At 64.1% G+C, this 21,727-nt stretch carries 19 protein-coding genes; 18 read left to right on the forward strand and 1 reads right to left on the reverse strand.

All coding sequences use genetic code 11. From position 1 onward, the window contains the following. The first annotated feature begins 7 nt into the window (after positions 1-7). From HWN36_RS11475 to HWN36_RS11510, 8 genes are read left to right on the forward strand one after another with little or no spacing between them, the layout of a single operon-like run. Positions 8-538, forward strand: coding sequence for a methyltransferase domain-containing protein (locus HWN36_RS11475; protein ID WP_176789510.1), 531 nt, complete (start codon positions 8-10; stop codon positions 536-538). Then, a complete protein-coding gene (locus tag HWN36_RS11480; RefSeq protein ID WP_176789511.1) occupies positions 539-1,153 on the forward strand; it encodes a cobalt-factor II C(20)-methyltransferase in 615 nt (204 codons plus the stop codon). It begins immediately after the preceding gene. Continuing rightward, positions 1,150-1,866 carry a cobalt-precorrin-4/precorrin-4 C(11)-methyltransferase gene (locus HWN36_RS11485; protein WP_176789512.1) on the forward strand — a complete coding sequence of 239 codons (717 nt, stop codon included), beginning with the start codon at positions 1,150-1,152 and terminating at the stop codon, positions 1,864-1,866. Before HWN36_RS11480 ends, HWN36_RS11485 begins: the two co-directional genes overlap by 4 nt. Further along, positions 1,863-2,735: a cobalt-precorrin 5A hydrolase gene (gene cbiG / locus HWN36_RS11490; RefSeq protein WP_176789513.1), complete on the forward strand. Its 873-nt coding sequence runs from the start codon at positions 1,863-1,865 to the stop codon at positions 2,733-2,735. The genes HWN36_RS11485 and cbiG overlap by 4 nt, the downstream gene beginning before the upstream one ends. Then, the gene (gene cobJ, locus HWN36_RS11495) at positions 2,710-3,486 is read left to right on the forward strand and encodes a precorrin-3B C(17)-methyltransferase (RefSeq protein ID WP_246270008.1); all 777 of its coding nucleotides are present in this window, start codon (positions 2,710-2,712) and stop codon (positions 3,484-3,486) included. The genes cbiG and cobJ overlap by 26 nt, the downstream gene beginning before the upstream one ends. Next, positions 3,476-4,102, forward strand: a complete 627-nt coding sequence (locus HWN36_RS11500; protein ID WP_176789515.1) for a precorrin-8X methylmutase — start codon at positions 3,476-3,478, stop codon at positions 4,100-4,102. Before cobJ ends, HWN36_RS11500 begins: the two co-directional genes overlap by 11 nt. After that, positions 4,092-5,111, forward strand: a complete 1,020-nt coding sequence (locus HWN36_RS11505; RefSeq protein WP_343044983.1) for a cobalt-precorrin-5B (C(1))-methyltransferase — start codon at positions 4,092-4,094, stop codon at positions 5,109-5,111. Before HWN36_RS11500 ends, HWN36_RS11505 begins: the two co-directional genes overlap by 11 nt. Next, a complete protein-coding gene (locus tag HWN36_RS11510) occupies positions 5,108-5,680 on the forward strand; it encodes a cobalt-precorrin-7 (C(5))-methyltransferase (protein ID WP_176789516.1) in 573 nt (190 codons plus the stop codon). Before HWN36_RS11505 ends, HWN36_RS11510 begins: the two co-directional genes overlap by 4 nt. Before the next feature lie 8 nt (positions 5,681-5,688). On the opposite strand, the gene HWN36_RS12295 is transcribed toward HWN36_RS11510, so the two are convergent. Beyond that, positions 5,689-6,384: a zinc ribbon domain-containing protein gene (locus HWN36_RS12295; protein WP_176789517.1), complete on the reverse strand. Its 696-nt coding sequence runs from the start codon at positions 6,382-6,384 to the stop codon at positions 5,689-5,691. A gap of 185 nt (positions 6,385-6,569) precedes the next feature. On the opposite strand from HWN36_RS12295, the gene HWN36_RS11520 reads away from it, so the two are divergent. From HWN36_RS11520 to HWN36_RS11565, 10 genes are all read left to right on the forward strand, one after another. Then, positions 6,570-7,892, forward strand: a complete 1,323-nt coding sequence (locus HWN36_RS11520) for a cobyrinate a,c-diamide synthase (RefSeq protein WP_176789518.1) — start codon at positions 6,570-6,572, stop codon at positions 7,890-7,892. Further along, positions 7,889-8,845, forward strand: a complete 957-nt coding sequence (locus HWN36_RS11525; protein ID WP_343044984.1) for a nucleoside recognition domain-containing protein — start codon at positions 7,889-7,891, stop codon at positions 8,843-8,845. Before HWN36_RS11520 ends, HWN36_RS11525 begins: the two co-directional genes overlap by 4 nt. A gap of 401 nt (positions 8,846-9,246) precedes the next feature. Further along, on the forward strand, positions 9,247-10,446 hold the full coding sequence (locus tag HWN36_RS11530; RefSeq protein ID WP_176789519.1) for a PEGA domain-containing protein: 1,200 nt from the start codon (positions 9,247-9,249) through the stop codon (positions 10,444-10,446). A 208-nt stretch (positions 10,447-10,654) separates the two neighbouring features. Then, entirely contained in the window at positions 10,655-14,329 is a 3,675-nt protein-coding gene (locus tag HWN36_RS11535; RefSeq protein WP_246269910.1) for a cobaltochelatase subunit CobN, read from the forward strand. Then, entirely contained in the window at positions 14,326-16,341 is a 2,016-nt protein-coding gene (locus HWN36_RS11540; protein ID WP_176789520.1) for a magnesium chelatase subunit D family protein, read from the forward strand. Before HWN36_RS11535 ends, HWN36_RS11540 begins: the two co-directional genes overlap by 4 nt. 130 nt (positions 16,342-16,471) lie before the next feature. Continuing rightward, positions 16,472-17,008, forward strand: a complete 537-nt coding sequence (locus tag HWN36_RS11545) for a hypothetical protein (RefSeq protein ID WP_176789521.1) — start codon at positions 16,472-16,474, stop codon at positions 17,006-17,008. Positions 17,009-17,157: 149 nt separating this feature from the next. Continuing rightward, positions 17,158-18,906, forward strand: coding sequence for a DUF3344 domain-containing protein (locus tag HWN36_RS11550; protein WP_176789522.1), 1,749 nt, complete (start codon positions 17,158-17,160; stop codon positions 18,904-18,906). Further along, complete coding sequence (locus HWN36_RS11555; protein ID WP_176789523.1) at positions 18,893-19,849, forward strand: DUF3344 domain-containing protein; 957 nt, start codon at positions 18,893-18,895, stop codon at positions 19,847-19,849. The genes HWN36_RS11550 and HWN36_RS11555 overlap by 14 nt, the downstream gene beginning before the upstream one ends. Continuing rightward, positions 19,846-20,511: an ABC transporter ATP-binding protein gene (locus HWN36_RS11560; RefSeq protein ID WP_176789524.1), complete on the forward strand. Its 666-nt coding sequence runs from the start codon at positions 19,846-19,848 to the stop codon at positions 20,509-20,511. Before HWN36_RS11555 ends, HWN36_RS11560 begins: the two co-directional genes overlap by 4 nt. Then, the gene (locus tag HWN36_RS11565; protein WP_176789525.1) at positions 20,508-21,722 is read left to right on the forward strand and encodes an ABC transporter permease; all 1,215 of its coding nucleotides are present in this window, start codon (positions 20,508-20,510) and stop codon (positions 21,720-21,722) included. The genes HWN36_RS11560 and HWN36_RS11565 overlap by 4 nt, the downstream gene beginning before the upstream one ends. The last annotated feature ends 5 nt before the right edge of the window (positions 21,723-21,727 follow it).

The raw sequence follows: 21,727 nt of genomic DNA on the forward strand, positions 1-21,727 counted from the left end.
TACCTACATGGAGAAGGGACTTTCTGGCGGCCCGACACAGGATGAGGTTGCGGCGGTGGCGCTCTGGCACCTCCGCCTGAGAGACGGGTGCACCGTCGCCGACGTCGGCTGCGGGACCGGGAAGATCGCGGTGGCCGCCGCACGCACGGCCGGCCGGGTGATTGCCGTGGACCGCCGGCCTGAAGCGGCTGCATGCACGAAAGAGGCCGCGAGAGTGGCTCTTGCCCGGAACATCCAGGTCGTCTGCGGCGAAGCGGCCGATGTCCTCAGGGGTGCAGGCCCGATCGATGCCGCCTTCGTCGGCGGGTCGCGGGACCTCGAGGCGGTGCTCGGTGTTCTCGCCGACGAGGTGAGGGGGCGGATCGTCGTCGACTGCGTCCTTCTCGGCACCCTCCACCGTGCGGTGGAGACGATGCAGCGCCTCGGTATCTTTGAGGAGGTCGTCTCGCTCCAGGTCGCCCGTTCCCGCCGTCTCGGGAGCGGGCTGATGATGACCCCGGCAAACCCGGTCTGGCTTGTCATCGGGGAGGTGGCCTGAATGCTCGTCGGCGTGGGCATCGGTCCCGGCGATCCCGAACTCCTGACCGTGCGTGCGGTGCGGCTGATCAAGGAGGCCGATGCGGTTTTTGTCCCCGGGCGGGTGGCGGCTGCGATCATCGCCCCGTACCGCACCGACGTGCAGGTGCTCTCTTTTCCGATGACCGACGATGAGGATTATATTGCCAGGTGCATCGAGGAGAACGCCGAGAGGATCGCCCCGCACGCCCGATCCGGCCTCTCTGTATTCTGCATCCTTGGCGACCCGAACTTCTACGGCACCTTCTCCCGCCTGACGGCCGTGCTCACCGCTCGCCACCCCGATATCGCCTGCGCCACGGTGCCCGGGATATCGGCGATCACCGCCTTTGCCTCGGCCGCCGGCGTCTCCCTTGCCGGGGGCGTCGGGGTGAGCGACGGCTCGCCTGAGTCGTCGCGTCTTCTCCTGAAGGTGAAGCGGCCGAAAGAGACGGCCGAACGTCTCAGGGAGGAGGGTTTCGACGAGTTCGTCCTCGTCGAGCGGATGTACATGGAGGGGGAGCGGATCTGCCGCGGTGACGACCTTCCTGAAGAGAGCAGTTATTTCAGCGTGCTGTTTGCGAGGAAAAACGCATGAATACGATATATTTTGTCGGTGCAGGTCCGGGCGATCCCGATCTGATCACGGTGAAGGGCAATGATCTCCTGATGCGGGCCGACCTGCTCATCTATGCAGGGTCGCTCGTGAACCCCGATCTTGTCGCCCGGTCCCCGGCCCAGGAGAAGTACGATTCCTGGGGGATGAAGCTCCCCGAGATGGTGGCGCTCATGCGCGAGGCCGCACTGGCGGGAAAGCGCGTGGTGCGCCTCCACTCCGGCGATCCCTCGCTGTACGGGGCGATCGTCGAGCAGATCGCCGAACTTGAGCGCGACGGGATCGCCGTCGAGGTGGTGCCCGGTGTCTCCTCGATGTTCGGCGCCGCCGCGGCGCTGAAGACGCAGTTCACCCTCAGGGGCGTATCTGAATCGGTGATCGTCACCCGCCCGGCCGGAGCGACCCTGGAGAAGGACATGATTGCCGAGTTTTCCCGCTCCGGCGCCACGATGGTCGTCTTCCTCGGCACCGAGCACCTGGAGGCAGTGGTGGCGAAGGCCGAGTGCCCGCCGGAGACGCCGGCCGCCGTCGTCTACCACGCCACCTGGCCTGACCAGAAGGTGGTCGTCGGCACGGTCGCCGATATCGCCGCAAAGGCGCGGGCCGCCGGGATCGAACGCTCGGCCCTGATCATCATCGGCGGGGTGGTGGACGCCGCCAGATCGGGCTATGTCAATTCGGACCTCTACGGATGAAGACGGCGGTGATTTCCCTCCGGCGTTTTGCCGGGGATGCAGAGCGGCTTGCGGCGGCCGTGGGCGGGGAGTATCTCCCCTATGCCCCCGGCGTCTTTGAACGGGCGTTCGAGGGCTACGACCGGGTCGTCGCCCTGATGTCCGCCGGGATCGCCGTGCGCGCCATCGCCCCCCTCCTCACCTCCAAGTGGCGCGATCCCCCGGTGGTCGTGGTGAGCCCCGGCCTCGGTTTTGCCGTCCCTCTTGTCGGGGGCCACCACGGCGCAAACGATCTCGCCCGCGAGATCGCCTCTGCCACCGGGGCGGTGGCCGTGATCTCGACGGCGACCGAGGCGCTGGGACGCCCGTGTGTGGAGGGGATCGCCGCCGCCACCGGGACGCAGGTCATAAACCCCACCTCCACCCTCCCGGTGAACGTCGCCATGCTCGACGGCGATGTGCCGGTCTATACGGTGGGCGGCCCGGCCGTGGTGGTGGCCGGTCCGGCGGTCTCGGTGCTCGCCCGCGGCGGGGGCTACGTCGTCGGTGTCGGCTGCCGGCGCGGCGTTTCTGCTGACGCCGTCGTCTCTGCCGTCAGGTCGGCGCTCGAAGAAGCCGGGATCGCGGCGGACGATGTGCTCGTCTATGCGACGACAGAGAAGAAACGGGACGAAGAGGGTCTGACCCGGGCGGTCGCGGACCTCGGCGGGGTGCTGGTCTTCCTGCCCGATGCCGTCCTGAACCAGGAGGCGCCGCCCTCGCCCTCGCGGGCCGGGCTTATCGGGCTTTCCGGGGTCGCCGAACCGGCGGTCCTCGCCCTTGCGCAGCGGCGCGAACTGGTGCTGAAAAAACGTGTCTATGGGGATGTTACCGTTGCAATCGGACGATAAATCAGGGAAACTCTTTATTGTGGGCACCGGGCCGGGCGGGGCCGCCTGGATGACCGGGCGGGCCGCCGAGGCGATCCGGGAGGCCGAGTATGTCATCGGAAACGCCTTTTATCTTGAACAGCTCGGATCGCTCCTCGAGGGAAAAACGGTGATCAGGAGCTCGATGGGAAAGGAGGTCGATCGTGCACGCCGGTGCATCGACCTCGCCCGTGAGCATCGGGTCGCCATGGTGAGCGGCGGCGATCCCGGCGTCTACGGGATGGCCGGGATCGTCCTTGAAGTGCTGGAGCGCTCGGGCGATGCGGTGGAGGTCGAGGTGGTCCCCGGCGTCACCGCCGCCTGTGCCGGGGCTTCACTGCTCGGGTCGCCGCTCACCGGCGACCACGTGACCCTCTCCCTCTCTGACCTGCTCACGCCCTGGGAGGAGATCGAGCACCGCCTCGACTGCGCCTTCGCGATGGGCGTGCCGGTGGCGCTGTACAACCCGAAGAGCCGCGGCAGACCTGAGAACCTCTCCCGCGCCCTCGCGATCGCCCTCCGCCACGCTGCGCCAGAGACCCCGGTCGGGCTCGTGCGGAACGCCTGCCGGGAGGGAGAGGCGACGTCGGTCACCACCCTGGGCGCCCTCGCCGCCGACACCTCGGCGGTCGATATGCACACGGTGGTCTTTGTCGGCGGAAAAGAGACGTTCCCGACGAAAAACGGCGGAATGCTTACGCCGAGAGGATACAGGAGGAAATATGTATATTGATCCCGGCGCCGACACCCCGGAGGGGTATCAGATCTCGCGGACGAGCCGCGCCCTTGCCAGGCAGGTGATCGGCGATAGGACGGTCGAAGACCGGATCAGGCAGCGGTGCGCGATCGCCGTCGGCGACTTCGTGATGGCCGATCTGGTCAGGTTCAGGGGCGACGCCGTCGCCGCCGGGCTTGAGGCCCTCGAGCGGGGGGCGCCGATCGTCACCGACATCCATATGGTGCAGATGGGGATCAGGAAAAACGAGCACACCTCAGAGGTGCTCTGCGCCCTCGATTTCGGGGCCGATATCTCGGCCGAGCGCGGGATCACCCGTTCCTCTGCGGGTTTTCTCGCCCTGCGCGACCGCCTGGAGGGCTCGATCGTCGTGATCGGCAACGCCCCCTCCTCCCTGCTCTCCCTCTGCACGATGATCAGGGAAGGGGTGCGCCCGGCGCTCGTGATCGGGATGGCGGTCGGCTTCGTGAACGCCGCCGAGTCGAAGGAGGAACTCAGGGGGCTCGAGATCACCTCGATCACCACGCAGGGGACGCGGGGGGGGACGCCGCCCGCGGTGGCGGCGATGAACGAGATCGTCACGATATTCGTGGAGCAACAGCGTGCGGCGTGAGGCGATCGTCGATCCGGTCACCGGTTTTGTCTATCCTGAAGCGTGGACGGCGCGGTGCGCGAGCCCGGATGGGCTTGACCTCGTCGCCTCGGGGCTCGGGGTGCTCACCGCCTCGGGGGCGGTGCTCCGCCGCGGCTTTACCACGGGAACAACGGCCGCCGCGGCGGCAACGGCGGCGGTGCTCTCCCTGAAAGGGCCGGTCTCGGCGGTCGCCGTCACGCTCCCCTGCGGGCTTGTCTTCACGGTCCCGGCAGAGGGGAGGGACGGCACCGGGTCGGCGAGAAAAGACGCCGGCGACTATCCCTCCGACGTCACGGCCGGCCTGCTCTTCGTGGCAACTGCTGAACGTGCCCCTGCCGGTCTCACCTTTGAGGCTGGCGAGGGGATCGGGCGTTTCGCCAGGGACACACCGCGGTATCGCGCCGGTGAGGCGGCGATCAGCGGGACGGCGATGCAATCGATCCTGCAGGGGATCAGGGGGGCGATGGCGGCGGTCGGGCTTTCGGGCGTGCGGGTGCGCCTCTCCATTCCTGAGGGGGCGGCGATCGCCGGGAAGACCCTCAACCCCCGTATCGGGATCGAGGGCGGGATCTCGGTCCTGGGTTCCACCGGGCTCGTCGAGCCCTGGGACGATCACCTCTCAGAATCGGCCTTCGAGCGGATCAGGGGGGCAGAGCGGGTGGTGCTCACCACCGGGAGGATCGGGCTGCGTTACTCCCGTCTCCTCTTCCCTGACCACGAGGCCGTGCTCGTCGGGGTGAACCTCGGGCGCGCCCTCGACGAGGTCGGGGGAGAGGCGGTGATCTGCGCCCTGCCCGGGCTGGTGATGAAGTTCATCGACCCCGGCGTCCTCGAAGGTACCGGGTGCGGCACCGTCGAGGAACTGACGGCGACACCTGTGTGGCCAGGGATCATGGAGCGGGCGTTTGCGCGCTTCAGGGCCGATCACCCTGGTGTCAGGGTCGTGATCGTGGACAGGGACGGCGGCGTTATGGGGGACTCGGGGTGAAGATCGTCGGCGTGGGCTGCGGCCCCGGCATGATCACGGCGGCGGCGGCAGCGGCGATCGCCGGGGCGGCGGTCATCTATGGATCAGATCGCGCCATCGACCTCGCCCGCCCCTATATCCGCGAGGGAACGGCGGTGCACGAGATCACCGATTACAAACGCCTCCGCTCACTCCCTGCCGACACCGTCGTCCTCTCGACCGGCGACCCCATGCTCGCGGGGCTCGGCTATCTCGGGGGCGAGGTCGTCCCGGGCATCTCCTCGATGCAGGTCGCCTTCGCCCGCCTGGGGGTCTCGCTGATCCGCGGTGCGGTTGTCACCGCCCATGGGAAGGACCACGCGGCGGCGATCGCCGACGCCGCCCTGGAGGTCTCGCGCGGGAAGGTCGTCTTTCTCATCGCCGACCCGGCCTTCTCGGTCCCCGACCTTGCGGCGGCCCTGACCCCTGAGGTGCGGATCGCCGTCTGCGAGGACCTTGGCTACCCACAGGAACGGATCGCCCTCGGGACGGCGGGAGCGCCGCCGGTGCCCCGGAGCGGGCTTTTCGTTGTGGTTTCAGGTCGATTTTGATCGATGGCTCAGTCGCATGCACCGGGGAACGGGCCCGCCGGCACATAATAGAACCATTCGTTCCCTGCCGGTGCGATCGCTCTCCTCGCCGCTTTTTTCCCTGCCTGCTCTTTTCTCTGCACGGCTGGGGCGATGCCGGCGATATTCAGGGCGGCATTCACGTCGGCATGCGCTTCATAGCCGCACGAGGGGCAGAAAAAGTACTTCCGCTGCCTGATTCCCATCTCGCCGCACCGGGAGCACCGCTTCGAGGTGCCGGTCGGGTTCACGAACTCGACCGTGATCCCTTTCATCTCCGCCCTTTTCACGACCGCTTTCTGGAGGGTATAGAAGAGCCAGGTCTCGGGGTTGTCTGCTGAGATCTCGTTGCAATGCCGTCTTCCAAAGAGGCGCTCCATCCTGATCCCGGCCCCTGTATCCCTGGCGAACTCGACGATCCCGGTGCTGATGGCGTGGTTCTGCTCCCTGATCACCCTGAGAATCATCTTCTTCTGTTTTTTCCGGTGCAGCCCTCTTTTCGATCCAGCCCGCTCGACGCCCCTCCTGAGGGACTCCAGACTTCTGCCGAAGCATCGCACCTCGCCGGTTGCAGGTTCGGCTGCAACGGCGATATGACCGGCGGTGTTCAGGTCCACGCCGACCCAGAAGAGCGGACGCTGGCCTCCCCCACCCTGGATGGAGGGGTCCGGGAAACCGCTATACACACAGGCACATTAACAATATTGCCATATAGTTATTTCGAATTTTTTGTGTTGGTTTTTATTAAATACCGGTATGCTAAGAAATTTTTTCCGTTAAAAAATGCCATTATGGTTTATATGGTGTCTCTATAGTTTCCTCGCCCACCCAAGCCCAATCTTCATCCATTCTGCCAACCAACACTCGACCGATGATCCCGGCAATCGTCATCGCAGGCACCCACTCGGGCTGCGGCAAGACCACCATCGCCAGCGGCGTCATGGCGGCGCTGCGGGCGCGGGGTCTTGTCGTCCAGCCCTTCAAGGTCGGTCCCGACTTCATCGATCCTTCCCATCACACCGCCATCTGCGGCCGCCCGTCGAGAAACCTCGATCCCTATATGATGGGTACAGACGGCGTGGTCAGGACCTTCATCTCGGCCTCGGCAGGTGCGGACATCGCCGTCGTCGAAGGCGTGATGGGGATGTACGATGGTCTTGAGGGCGAGGAGACCGGGAGCACGGCGCATGTGGCAAAGATCCTGGACGCCCCGGTGGTCCTTGTCGCCGACATCAAGGGGATGTCGAGGAGCGCCCATGCGCTCGTCGGGGGCTACACTGCCTTCGACCCGGCCGTCCGCTTTGCCGGGGTGATCTTCAACCGCGTCGGGAGCCCGCGGCACCGGCAGATGATCGAAAAATATCTCTCCATTCCTGCCCTCGGGTGGGTGCCGACCGAGCGGGATAAGAGCGTCGGAAGCCGCCACCTCGGGCTTGCAATGGCCGGCGAGGCGAGCATGGCCGCCTTCGGGGAGGTCTGTGCCGAGCACTGCGACCTCGATGCCCTGATCGGATCGGCATCGTCGTCGCCGTCCGCTGCCCTCGCGCCGGTGCGGCAGGAGCAGCAGCCTTCCGTCCGCCTCGGCGTCGCCCTCGACACCGCCTTCTGCTTCTATTACCAGGACAACCTCGACCTCCTCGGTCGGGCCGGGGCAGAGATCGTCCCCTTCTCGCCTCTCACCGACGCTCTTCCCGACGTCGACGGCCTCTATCTCGGCGGGGGCTATCCCGAACTCCATGCCGGGGCGCTCTCCCACTCCCCCTGCACCCGCGAGATCAGGGCGGCCGCCGCGGACGGACTGCCGGTCTATGCCGAGTGCGGCGGCCTTCTCTACCTCTGCGAGCACCTCTCCTGTGAGGACGGAGACTACCGGATGGCCGGCGTCCTGCCCGGCGAGGCCGGTATGCACGGGCGCTTCCAGGCACTCGGCTACGTGGACGCCCGGAGCACGGGGGCATCGCCGCTCCTTCCGACCGGCCTCTCCTTCAGGGGGCATGAGTTCCACTACTCCTCGGTCGAGACCGCCGCCGACGCCCGCTTCGCCCTGAACCTCGGGCGGGGGAAGGGGATCGTGGACGGAAAAGACGGTCTCTCCGAGCATGCGACCCTCGGCGGCTACAGCCACGCCTATCTGACCGGTGACTTCGCCGACGCCTTTGTGGCGGCGATGGGGCGCTACCGGCGGGGACGGTGAGATTGACCGACGCCCTCTCGGCAATGGCGGCAGCAGGCTATCTTGTAAGGGCGGTCGCCCTCATCACCATCGGGATCGTCCTCGCAAACGTCATCACCGAGACCGGCGTCATCTCGCGGCTTCGGTTCCTCTCCTATCCGATCTCCCGGGTATCCGGGATCTCCTCAGGCTCGTCCCTCGCCCTCGTCGCCATGGTCGCCGACGCAACCGCCGGAAAATCCATGCTCGCCGCCTTCTATCACGACGGCCGCGTCGGGCGGGACGAAGTGGTCCCGACCCTCCTGATGGGCACCTTTCCGGCTGTCCTTGGCGAATCGCTCTTCCGGGTCCAGCTCCCGACTGCAGTCGTTCTTCTCGGCCCGGTGATCGGCGGGATCTATACGGGCCTGAACCTTCTTTCCACCCTCATCCAGACTGCCGGAGCGGTAATATGGCTCAAAGTGTTCAGGGGGAAAACTCCCGGCGCTCTTCGAGAAGAGGGAGAACCGTCCCAGATTAACTTCGACCGCAGGACCCTGAGAGCCGGGGCTGTAAAGGCCGTTTCCTCTCTCAAACGCGTCGTCCCGATCACCGTCGTCGCCACCCTTCTGTTCTTCGCTCTCTATGCGATGGGCGTGGTTGACGTGGTCGCCGCTCTATTTGCGCCGTTCCTCGGGTTTATCGATGTTCCCGGTGAGAGCATTGCGGCGATCGTTGCGCAGGCCCTCCACTTCTCGGCTGGTTACGCCGTGGTGGGGTCGCTCATGACGGCAGGAGTCCTTTCGACAGAGCAGGCGCTGATCACCCTGATCGCCGGATCGATGGTGGTGATCACGATGATCTACATCAAGTACTCGGCCCCATTGTACCTCTCCCTCTTCGGGAGAGAAGCGCCGGGAATTATTGCAAAGACCTACCTGGCGAGCATGGCGGCGAAGGTGATCACGATCCTGATCGTGATCGCTGTTTTCTGAGCGGTGCCGTTATGAGCCAGGGCCCCTCCCCTGCACCGGTTTCCCTGTCTGTTCACTCGTGGCAACGTATGCAGAATGATTTATATATCAGTAATAATACTGTTGGCACATTCTTCAGAGATACAAAAAAGACCCTTCCATCACACGGAGATGATATGATGAACTATGTACATGGCCTCTGCGATCGACTCTTTTTTCCGGTCATAGGTATCCTGCTGATCTTCCTCCTGGTCCCTGGCGCCGCTGCCGGATCCGGCGAAACGATTGGCGGCAACGTCTCCCCAGAAATCCAGTCCCCCATTGCGGAGGACAACTGGATCGCATCCCTTTGGTCGGGCATTTTCGGAATTTTCGGCGCACGCGTCGAGGAAACCCCGGCAGAACCGGAGGAGGCGCCCCCGATGTCTGACGACACCCGGTCGCCCGAGGTCGAAACCGTCCCGGAGACCGGTGAAGATGACTCATCCCCGACAACAGCGGACCTGGCCATTCTCTCCGAACCCGCCGGCGCCCTGATCTCCCTCGACGGCAAGTACACCGGGAGGACGACACCCGCAACCCTTTCCGCTCTGTCTTCAGGTACCCACACCGTCTCCCTCTCTCCTGACGGATCGTCTGCCCGCTTTGATAAGCCCCTTTCCCTCTCAGGCGAACAGACCCTCACGGTCGATCTCTCGACCGGATCGCACACCCTTTCAGACGGTCTTGTTGAGATCGAGGCCTATGACGGCACCGGGAGCATCTTCGTCGACTCAAAGCCCGACGGTGCGACGATCGTGATCGACGGCAGGACGCTCCAGTGGAAGACGCCCCAGGTAGTCTCCGGCATCAAACCCGGTATCCATACGGTGAGCGTGAAGAATGGCTGGGTCGACTTTTCCGTTTCGACGAAAAAATGCCTTGTCGAGTCGGGCATGGTGACCCGCGTTGTTTTCAACCAGGAGCAGTGCTATCCTCGTTCGGTGACTCTGAAGTCCGAAAGATTCGATAAGGCCGAGGTGTCGGTGAACGGAAAGCGCTTTAACCAGAAGATTCCGGCGACGGTCGAGGTATGGGGTGTCTCTTCATTCGTCTCTGTTCACGACGATACTGGATACTACTCCTTTACAATATCTGACTTTATCGATTGTGAGGCGGAATATGTGCTCGGCGATCCGGCCCCGGCCACCGCCTCGGTCAGGGTGACATCCAGCCCAGCAGGCGCCGGGATCTTTGTCGACGGTTTTGACACCGGTTATGCGACGCCCTACACGATTGAGCACCTCTCGGACGGTCCGCATCTGATCTCCGTATCCTCTCCTGGTTACATCTCCACCGAGCAGCGGGTTCTCCTCACAGACGATCTCACCCCTCTCGAAGACGCCGCCCTCTCCTTTGTCCTGGAGAGTTACCCGTACGGATCCCTGACAATCACCAGCAAATCTGAAGGTGCGATGATCTATCTGCACGGGAAGGATACCGGCAAGGTGACCCCGCATACTTTCAGGTACATGCGGATCGGAACCTATGATCTCAAAGTACTCTTCGGGGGTACGTCGCAGACTCGCGATGACGTCACCGTCCTGCCTGACCGGGATACGGTGTGCCGGTTCGATCTCTGAGGTGCCTGGGTCATGGCCGCTCATATTTTTTCGAACCTGATGTAAGGGCGGTGCTGCCTCTCTCTCCTCTCGTCGTGTGATTTTCAAGTCCGATGAGTAATACTTTTTTGAAATAGGTAATACATTTAACATATTGAATCCTTTTTAGTGTGAATCCGTGCCCGACAGGCGGCGTCGCTGGTGCAACGGATCTGCGTGAGATCGGATTATGACGAATGGTACGGTTGCGGTAATGGCATGGGGGAATGAACTCCCTCTCTTTCAGGAGGCAGCAGCTGAACTTGGACTGGAACTGAGGGTGTGGGCCGTTCATGATCTCAAAGAGCGTCCTTTGCTGAGGGAGGAATGCGGGCGCACCCTTTGCAAGGCTGATCTTGTGCTCGTCCATCCCTCGAGCGAACCCTGGTGGGATGAGGTGATGGATGGCATCTCCGCGGGGGCTACTGTGGCAACCTTCGGCTATAACGACGCCTTCTGGGACGCTTCGACCGCCCCGCTCGGAGTCGTCGCCACGCTGAACGTATACTATCTCTTTGGCGGGCGGGAAAATATCAGGAATATGCTCGCATATGCGGTGCATGAACTGCTCGGAATCGATCGTCCCTACGGACCACCGCAGCCGACCCTCTGGGAGGGGATCTACCACCCGGACGCCCAGACCCCGTTCACGTCGACCGGCGACTACCGTGCATGGCGACCGCGCCGGCACCTCCGGTCGGTCGGCCTGCTCTTTTCCAGGACCGCCTGGCTCACCGGGGATACGGCCGTGGTCGACGCCCTGATCCGGGAGTTCGAACAGGACTGCGACATCGTGCCGGTCTTCTGCTTTGGGACCGGCGACCAGGAGACCGGCGCCCTCTCATCAGCAGCGGTCATTGAGAGGTATTTTGGAGGCGGCATCGACGCACTTGTCGAGGCCAGGTCGTTCATCCATGCCTCCGATGCAGATGCCTATATGGCGCGCCTCGCTGCCCTCGACTGCCCGGTCGTCCATCCCCTGATCCTGTATCACACCACCGAAGAGGAGTGGCTTTCGTCCAGGGACGGCATGGGGAGCGACGAAGTGGGATGGTGCGTCGCCCTCCCTGAGTTCCAGGGGATGATCGAGATGCTTCCGGTGGGGGTTGCTGTTGCCGGGGAAACAGGTGTTCACTTTCCCCTCCCTGACCGGATCCAGCGCGTTGCCGACCGCCTCAGGGCCTGGATGCGGCTCAGGAGCACACCGCCGTCTGAACGGAAGGTAGGGTTCATCCTCCATAACAAGCCCTGCAGTTCGGTCGAGGGAGGCGTCGGGGCCGGCGCCCATCTCGATACCCTGGAGAGCGTGGCGCGAGTCCTCAGGGCAATGGCCGCTGCCGGCTATGCAGTTACTCCCCCGGCCGACGGAGAAGACCTGATCCGGACGATCCTCGATCGCAAGGCGATTGCCGAGTTCAGGTGGACGGCGGTTGGCGAGATCGTGGAGAAGGGAGGTGCGCTCGACCTGATCGAGGTGGAGCGGTACATGCGCTGGTTTTCCACCCTGCCGGACGACGTCAGGCAGGCGGTCAACGACGCCTGGGGCGAACCCCCGGGCGGAAAAGAGGGCGTGCCGCCCGCCATGGTCCACGAGGGGCGGATCGTCGTCACTGGCGTGCGCTTTGGAAACGCCGTCGTCTGCGTCCAGCCCAAGCGCGGCTGCGCCGGAAGCCGGTGCGACGGCACCGTCTGCCGCATCCTGCACGATCCTGAGATCCCGCCCACGCACCAGTACCTCGCCACCTACCGGTGGCTCGAAGAAGAGTTCGGCGCCGATGCCATCGTCCACGTCGGCACCCACGGCAACCTCGAGTTCCTTCCTGGAAAGAGCGTCGCACCCTCCTGCTCGTGCTATCCGGACATCGCCATCGGGCGGGTGCCGCACCTTTACATCTACAACGCCGACAACCCGCCCGAAGGAACGGCCGCAAAGAGGCGGGCCTGCGCCACCCTCGTCGACCATGCCCAGGCGGCGATGGTGGAAAGCGGGCTTTACGGGCCGCTGAAAGAACTGGAGATCCAGATCGCCGATTACCGGAGGGCGGAGGGGAGCGACGGCGCCCGTGCCCATGCCCTCACCCATACGATCAGGGAGTTGATCACCTCCTCCGGCCTGGCCGAAGAGATCGGGTGTTCCGGGGGGAAGATGGGAGATTGCCCCTTTGAGGATATTGTCGCCGCAGCCGAAGACCTCCTGACGGCCACCTACGACACCAGGATCCCGGACGGGATGCACATCTTCGGCGAGATGCCGGCGGGCAGGGAGAAGGCGTCGTACATCGCCGCCATCATGCGCCACGGTGGTGACCTCCTGGCGGCGGTCTCTCTGATGGCCGGCGTCGATCCCGAAACCGCCGATACCCCTGTCCGCCGTGATCTCGACGTTGCGTCCCTGAACTTCGTCGCCGCCCTTCTCGATGGGGATGGCCCGGTCGAAGCGGCGCGGATCGCGCTTGGCGATAGGCTGAAAAATACCGATGTTTCCCTTGATGCGGTCGTGGAAACGGTCCGCGACCTCTCGTCCCGGATCGATGCCTCAGATGAGATCGGGAGCCTCCTCCACGGGCTGGACGGCGGTTTTGTCAGTCCCGGCCCCTCTGGTCTTGTCACGCGGGGGCGCCCTGAGGTCCTGCCCACCGGCCGGAACTTCTACTCGCTCGATCCCTTCCGTGTCCCGACGCCGGCGGCATGGCGGGTCGGATCACGGCTTGCCGACCTCCTCCTTGCCCGGTACCTGGAGGAGGAGGGGGCGTATCCCGAGAACGTCGCCATGTACTGGATGGCCTCTGACATCATGTGGGCCGACGGCGAACAGTGCGCCCAGGTGCTCGCCCTGATCGGGTGCGAACCGGTCTGGCAGGAGGGGAGAGTGCGGTCCTTCAGGATCGTCCAGGTCGAGGACCTGGGCCGGCCGCGCATCGACGTGACGATCCGGACCAGCGGGATTCTCCGGGACAACTTCTACTCCTGCATCGAGCTGATCGACGACGCCATCCGGGCCGTCGCAGATCTCGACGAACCGCTCGATACGAACTACGTGCGCAAACATACCCGTGCATCGGGAAGCACCGACCGCATCTTCGGGAGCAGGCCCGGGACCTATGGCAACGGGGTCTCGCTTGCGGTATATGCCTCGGCGTGGAAGGACGAGGCCGAGATTGCGGATGTCTTTCTGCGATGGAATGGCTATGCCTACGGGCGGGGACGCTACGGCGCCGCCTCTGAAGAAGGGCTGTCCAGCCAGCTTTCTTCCGTCGCCATGACATTCAACAAGACCGCAACGGACGAGTACGATCTCCTCGGCTGCTGCTGCTACTTCGGGACCCATGGCGGCCTGACCGCGGCAGCCCGCGCCATCGGCGGGAGGGATGTGCCGGCATATTACGGCGATACCCGTGACGCCGACCGCGTGGCGATCCGGAGCCTGGCCGACGAGGTCAGGCGGGTCACCAGGACAAAACTCCTCAACCCGAAGTGGATCGAGGGGATGCGGCGCCACGGCTACAAGGGGGCCGGGGACATCGCCCGCCGCGTCGGCACGGTCTATGGTTGGGAAGCGACGACCGGCGAGGTCGACGACCGGATCTTTGACGAGATCACGCGCACGTTCGTACTCGATCCGGACATGAAGCGGTTCTTTGAGGAGGAAAATCCCTGGGCGTTCGAAGAGATCGGGCGGCGGCTTCTTGAGGCCTACGGGCGCGGCCTCTGGAAGCCTGACGGCGACGTGATCGACGGGCTGAAAGAGGCATACCTTGAGGCGGAAGGCTGGATGGAGGACTCGATGGGAAGCGGCGGGGAGGTGCAGGGCGGCGCGATCCATGCAATCTCCCTCGCCGACCTTGACGAATGGAGAAAAAAATGACTGGAAATAACCCTCTGAAACGGAAGACTCTCCCTTTCTCTGCGATCATCGGGCAGGACGAGATGAAACTCGCCCTCCTTCTCAACGCCGTGAACCCTGCCATCGGCGGCGTGCTGATCAGGGGGGAGAAGGGCACTGCAAAATCGACGGCAGCGCGGGCGCTTGCTGACCTGCTCCCGGAGATCGAGGTCGTTTCAGGCTGCTCTTTCGGCTGCAGCCCTGACGATCCCGAATTGCAGTGCGACCGCTGCCGGGAACGCTATGAGCAGGGCGGGATCCTCGAGCGCGATCGGCGGCGCGTCCGTGTCGTCACCCTCCCCCTCGGCTCGACCGAGGACCGCGTCGTCGGGACGGTGGACGTGGAGCGGGCGATCAGGGAGGGGATCTGTGCCCTTGAACCCGGTGTTCTCGCCGCCGCAAACCGGGGGATCCTGTACATCGACGAGGTGAACCTCCTTGACGATCATGTCGTGGACATCCTCCTCGACGCCGCCGTGACCGGCATCAATATCGTCGAGCGCGAGGGGATCTCCCTCGCCCACCCGGCGCGGTTCATCCTGATCGGGACGATGAATCCTGAAGAAGGAGAACTCCGCCCGCAACTCCTCGACCGCTTTGGCCTCCAGGTGACGGTCGGCGGCATCACCGATCTCGAGGAGAGGATGCGGGTCGTCGAGACGGTCGGCGCCTTTGAGGCGGATCCTGATCGTTTTCTGGAGGTGTGGGAGCCCGAGCAGGAGCGCCTCCGCAGGGCAGTGGTCCGTGCCCGTGCCCTGCTTCCCGGCGTGACCATCGGCCGCGACCTGACCAGGCAGGTCGTTGCGGCGTGCCTCTCTCTCGGGGTCATGACGCACCGGGCCGAACTGACGGTGATCAGAACGGCGCGAACGATCGCGGCCCTCGAAGGACGGGACGAAGTCCTGGCGGAGGACGTGAAGCGGGCGATGGCCCTCGCCATCCCGCACCGGATGCGAAAACGTCCCTTCGAGGAGCCGAAACTCGATCCCGAAACACTGGACTCCCTCATCGGTGGCGACGATATCCGTGAAGACGGGGGCGGCGATAACGAACCAGATGACAGCCCTTCCTCAGGGGGGAGTGATGGAGACGGCACGTCCGGTCGCACAGGGAAGGAGAGGGAGCAGGTCTTCTCGCCAGGAGATGCCGTAGACCCCGGCGCGATCAGGCCGGCAGAGCCCGACCGTGTGATCAGGAAGGCGTCAGGCCGGCGCAAACCCGTGATGACACGGAGAGGCGGCCGGTCGGTCTCGGTCCGTCAGGGGAGGGAGGATCTGGACCTTGTGGGGACGGTGCGGGCGGCGGCGCCGCACCAGCGCCGGCGAGACCGGGGCGCCCTCGCCCTTGCGGTCGAGCCCGGGGACCTGCGGCAGAAGGTCAGGCGCGGGAGCGCCCCGGTGGGTGCGCTCTTTGTCGTGGATGCAAGCGGATCGATGGGAACCGAGCGACGGATGGAGAGTGCGAAGGGCGCCGTTCTCTCCCTGATATCTGATTCATATATCCATCGCGACCGCGTCGGTCTGGTGGCCTTCAGGGGGAGCGGCGCCGATCTGGTTCTCCCGATGACCCACGCCCTCGATCGCGCCGCGCTGTGTCTTGCCGGGATACCGACCGGAGGAAGGACGCCGCTTGCCGCGGGTCTCTTGAAGGGGCTGGAGGTACTCCTTTCCGAACAGAGGAAAAATCCCGATCTCGTCCCCCTGCTCGTGCTGATCAGCGACTGCCGCCCAAACACCGGGTCTGGCGGATCGATCAGGGAGGAGGTGGTGCGGGCGTCTGCTCTCCTGGGCGAGCGCGGGATCAGGACGGTCGTGATCGATACAGAAACCTCTTCCCCGTCTATTGTTCCGCTTTCATTGGGTTTTGGCCGCACGATCGCCGAGCATGCGGGGGGCAGGTATTACCGGATTTCCGACCTGACAGCCGGGGGGATAGGTGCGATTGTCAGGTATGAACAGGGGTTATCAGTGGAGTCTGAAAACAAGTATGCATAATTCAGGATAAATTTACTAATTTAATTTTATCTTTTTTTTGTAATAATCTGCTATAGTAATACTAATAGAAACTTTTTTATTACCTCGGGGCGATGGATGATCAGGCATCGTATGGTGCCAGGGGGAAGTCATGACAGGTACAATTGAAACACTCCATCCCGGGAGTAATGCGGGAATGAGGGCCCTTACTCTGAGGGAGACGGAATATGAGCGTCTCATGGCTCTTGTAAAGGGCGGCGAATCCTTATCTGATCTGATCGAGCGCCTGCTCGATTTTCATGAGGCACATTCGGCTGGCATCCAATCCAGGGATCCGGCAGATTTCGAGCATGATCTCATCCTCCCGGAGTCCAGGGTCTACCGGCAGGTGGCAACCGCGCTCCTTAACCGGACGCTTGCACTCGGGGAGAACGTTTCGTTCGCTATCGGCTACGATCCCCTGACCCCGCCGCTTTCAAGAACCGGGAAAGGTCTTATCACCTTCTACAAAGAAGGGCGACGTTTCTGTCTCTTCAGGGTCGGAAAAGAGCATATGTGGCTCTATTTCCCGACTGAACGTGAGGACACGGAGCTGGATGGATGGGAACTGGTCCAGAACGTACTGCTCGACAACTATCTGGAAGAAGGGGGGATGTGGCTCATTCAAAAGCAGTATGCGGCTCTTTGAACGCACGTCCAATCAGATCTGAATGAGAGCACCAATCGCCTCATCCTTATATCCTGTGCAAATATCAAATATGATCTTCTTAACCCTTCATCTTTTTTTATTCTACGAATGGCGAAATGCATAACACCTTATGCTGCCCATCATGCCACATGCATTACACCGGGTGCCGCATGCTCTTCCTCTGCATAATGGTCTGTGCTCTGTCGATCCCGGCCGTCACGGCCCACTATGACTTTGAAGGGATTCCTCTCGAGGTGGTCGCGCAGGGAGAGATCCACGGCGATATTGTTACCTATGGCTTGTACGGTCTCTCCAACCCGCCTCTCACAGTCACCTTCACCCTGAACGCCACCCCTTCGTACGCGCGCACTTTCTGCGGGGTCTGGGGGGGCAATGAGATGTACACCGGCTGGGCTGAGATCGCGGTGAATGGCCATGCTGCAGAACGTATCGCCCTCGGAGGAAAGGGGGATGTCGGCGAAGAGGTATATGTTTCCGGGCACGGTGTGCACTGGATTGCCCGCGAGATCACCCCTCTCCTTGCCAGGGGCGAGAATACCATCACCATCACGACGTCCCGGGGGGTGCAGGGGAACAGGCTTGATGGCCGGATCTATGCCGCCGGCGTTGTTGCGGCGGTGGAGGACCGGACGCGGCCCCTCACGCGGTATGTGATCGCCGAAGGAAATGAGAACCTCCATGGCGAAGGGTGGGCCGGCACCCTCCAGACCAGAAAAGATTCGGCCTCTGTTGCGTTCGGTGGTGTCCCCGACCGTGTGGACGAGGCACGCCTCACCGTTGTTCTGCTGGCGACGAACCAGGGCCAGCCCGACTATGTCGTCTTCAACGGCCATGACGCTGGCGTCGCCGGTGATATCGGGGACGAACGCTCTTTCAACGCCGAAGGTGGCGCCGGGATTCCGACGCGCTACACCGATGCCGAGACCTTCGACGTGACGGCATATCTCGGCGGCGACAACCTGCTCACCTTCGAGCGCGGGCGGGACACCGACGGCGACGGATCGATCTCGACGACCGGATCTGATCCCGAGGGCGAGGATTATATCCACCCGGTCTTTGCCGCTCTCGTCCTCCGCCCCCGGAACGGCATCGCCGCACCCGATATCTCCCTCCGCGATCTCACGGTGAGCGGCGCCTATGCCGGCGAGACCGCCCGTCTCTCGGTTCGGATCGATAACCGCGGCACCAGACCGTCGGCGATGACCGTCACCTGGAGCGTCGACGGCGCGCCCGTGGCGACGGATCGCCTCACGCCTGCGGCAAGCGGCGTTCAGACCGCCACCGCCCAATGGCCCGCGGTCGAAGGCGTCCACGAGATCGGCGTCCGGGTGGATGCGCCCGGCGACCGGAATGCCGGAGACAATGCCCTGAGCCGGACGATCACCGTGGGATCGCTCCCTGACATCGTCGTCTCAGTCGGGGCCCCGGTGCGCTCGGGCGATGCGCCTGCCCCGACCGCCTCGCCGCTTCCCCTCACCGCCGCCCTTGCGGCGATGGGCATCGGCGCCCTTGCCGCAGGTCGATCGAAACGTTCGATCGCCGCCTTCATCATGGTCGCCCTGGTCCTTGCCGCCTGTACCATCGCCCCGGCATGCGCTGCAGGCAGCCTTGCCGGCTATACCCTCCCTGTCACCATCAGCAACACCGGCGGCAGCGACGCCGCCCCGTTCTCGGTCTCGGTGTTCATCGACGGGGAGAAGGCGACGGTGATCCCCTTTGACGATGGACTGGCTGCAGGGGGGGTGCAGCGCCTTGACATACCCATACAGGCAGCGGAGGGGACGCACACCATCCGCGTCGTCGCATCGATCCCCCGGGGCGAGAAGGACCAGAACCCGGCCGACAATATCCGGGAGGGAGAATATGCGTTCCTGTAGTCCGGCCCTCCTGGTGCTCCTTCTCCTGCTTGCGGCGCCTGCGGCCGCCACCTATGCGGGGGACCGGCCTCTCGTCCCCGTCTATGCGGGCACCCTGCACGGGGGCTATCTCTCCTCCCAGGGGAACAGCACCTATTCAGGCACCCTTGAGCCCGGAGAAACCTATGCCGTCAGGTTCGATCCCCTCCTCCCCGACGGCGCCGCCGTCGAGTTTGGCCGCCTCTATCTCTACTGGTCGTGGAGCAAACAGGGGCAGGCGGCCGTGTACCCCTCGATCGCCGTCTCGATCGATGGCGCATCCCTCGAGTCCACCGCGCGCTATCTCGACTCCAAGGGCTTTGTCTCGAAAAATGACTTTTTCTCCGGTGTAGACGCCTTCGATACCGGCGTTTCTGGGCTGGAGCCGTTCACGCTCACCGCAACGAACACCGCCGCCACCAATGCCACCTTTGTGCTCCAGGGCGCCGCCATCCTCCTCGTCTACACGGAGGCGGGCGCAACCGAAGCGACGATCCAGGTGCTGGAGGGCGCCGACCTGCTCTATGCCGCCTACGGCATCACGCCCGCGATGGCGACCGCCGTCATGACGTTTGACGAACCGATCGATAGGGGGCGCGTCGCCTCGGCAGAACTCTTCATCGCAGCCCCTTCGGGCGGGTATACCTCCACGGAGGTTCCGGAGAAAAACGCCCTTTCTTTCAACAGGGGCGGCGATTCCGGCCTCCCGTCCTTTATCCAGGCGATCCTGGACATCATCTTTCCCACGGCCAACGGGAAGACCTGGACCGATGTGCTGGATGCCGACGAGGCGAGACAGGTGGGCACCGACCGCCGGGATGTGACGGTATGGCTCCGCCCATCGGGCAATGTCGCCGAACTCACCGACAACGGCGACTATCTGCTCCTCTCCAACGCCGTCCTGGAGGTGAGGTACGCATCATGAACGGTGCCATCGAGGTGCGCGGCGTCTGGAGGCGCTACCCCCCGGCCGTGGAGGCGCTGCGCGGCGTGAACCTGACGGTCGACCGCGGGGAGTTCGTCGCTCTCTTCGGCAGGAGCGGGAGCGGGAAGAGCACGCTCCTCAACATCCTGGGCGGTCTGGACCGCCCGGACGAGGGCACGGTCAGGATCGCCGGGGTCGAGGTCGATTATGCCGATGGAAACGCTCTCGTTGCGCTCAGGAGGCAGACGCTCGGTTTTGTCTTTCAGGACTTCAACCTGCTCCCCTCGCTGACGGCACTCGAAAACGTCGCCTTCCCCCTCCTCTTCAACTACCAGGATCCGGGCGAGCGGACCAGGAGGGCCCTTACCCTCCTCGAGGACGTCGGGCTCGCCGACCGGGCAGACCATTACCCGCGGCAGATGAGCGGCGGGGAGCAGCAGCGGGTGGCGATCGCCCGGGCCCTCATCGCCGATCCGCCGGTGATCCTGGCAGACGAACCGACAGGGAACCTGGATACCAGGACGAGCGCCGGCGTGATCGAACTCCTCCGCCAGATCAACAGGGAGCGCGGCACCACCTTCCTCATCGTCACCCATGACCCCGAGGTCGGGGCAGAGGCCGACCGGACGATCGAGATGCGCGATGGGGAGGTGGTGGCGTGAAACTCCTCGACTTCCTCTCCTATGCGGCCAGGCAGGTGACCAGAAAGCGGATGCGGGCTGTCCTGACCATCATCGGCATCGCCGTCGGGATCGCCGCCGTCATCGGGACCGTCTCCCTCGGCGAGGGGATCAGGGCGCAGGCGATCGGGGCAATCGAGGCGCAGTCTGATCTCACCCTCGTCGAGGTCTCTGCAGGTGGAGGGGGCGAGGCGATGCACCTCGTCACCGGGGCCCGCGTCCAGGCGATCGCAGGATCGCCGGGCGTCGACGCTGCCGCACCTCTGGTGAGGGACAGTTTTGCCTCAGAACGGCAGACCTATCTGGCGGTGACCGGCATCGGTGCAGATGGCTTCTCCGCCGTCCTTTCGCCCTCATATGCACAGGGGCGGGTATTTTCTCCCGGGACGAACGAGGTCGTGCTGGGCGCTGATATCTGGGACACCCTCAGGCGCTACGAGGGGGTGCGCCTCGGCGAACCGATGACGGTGCTGGTGCGGGCGTACGCCGACACCGGTTCTCCGGAGGACCGGAAGATCGTCCTGGTGCCGGTCGGCGTGATGAGGGAGCGCGGCGACGCCTTTGATACTGCAGTTGTCGGCGATATCTCGTTTGTCGGCGCAGTGCGGGAGCGTGAGGGGCACTATGACGGCCTCCTGGTCAGGGCGGCGACGCCTGCCGCAGTATTCCCCCTCGTCGACCGAATCGAGAGCCTCGGCCTCTCGGCGACCGGTTCGTTCGAGGAGATCGAGTCGGTGAACCGCCTGATGGATATGGTCGTCGTTGTGCTCGCCTTTTTTGCGGCGGTCTCCCTGGTCGTCGGGGCCCTGATGATCATGACCACGATGGTCACCTCGGTCTTTGAGCGGCGGCACGAGATCGGGATCGCCATGGCGGTCGGCGCCTCGCAGCGGGAGGTGCTCACCCTGATCCTCCTGGAGTGCGCGGTGATCGGGCTCATCGGCGGCATCCTGGGCGATGCCCTCGGGATCGCCTTCGCATGGTTGATCGATGCCGTCGGCAAACCCTTCATCGTCGCCGCCCTGGGTGAGAGCTTTGCCGGGATCTCGACGACCGGCATCACGCTGGTGACCCTGCCTCTCCTCATCTTCGGAGCAGGGGCGGCGGTCGGACTATCTGTTCTCTCCGGCCTCTACCCGGCACTGATTGCCGCACGGCAGGATCCGGTGGAGGCGATCCGGTCGCGGAGATGATGATA

Origin of the sequence: Methanofollis tationis (genome assembly GCF_013377755.1) — an archaeon.
Classification (GTDB): Archaea; Halobacteriota; Methanomicrobia; order Methanomicrobiales; family Methanofollaceae; genus Methanofollis; species Methanofollis tationis.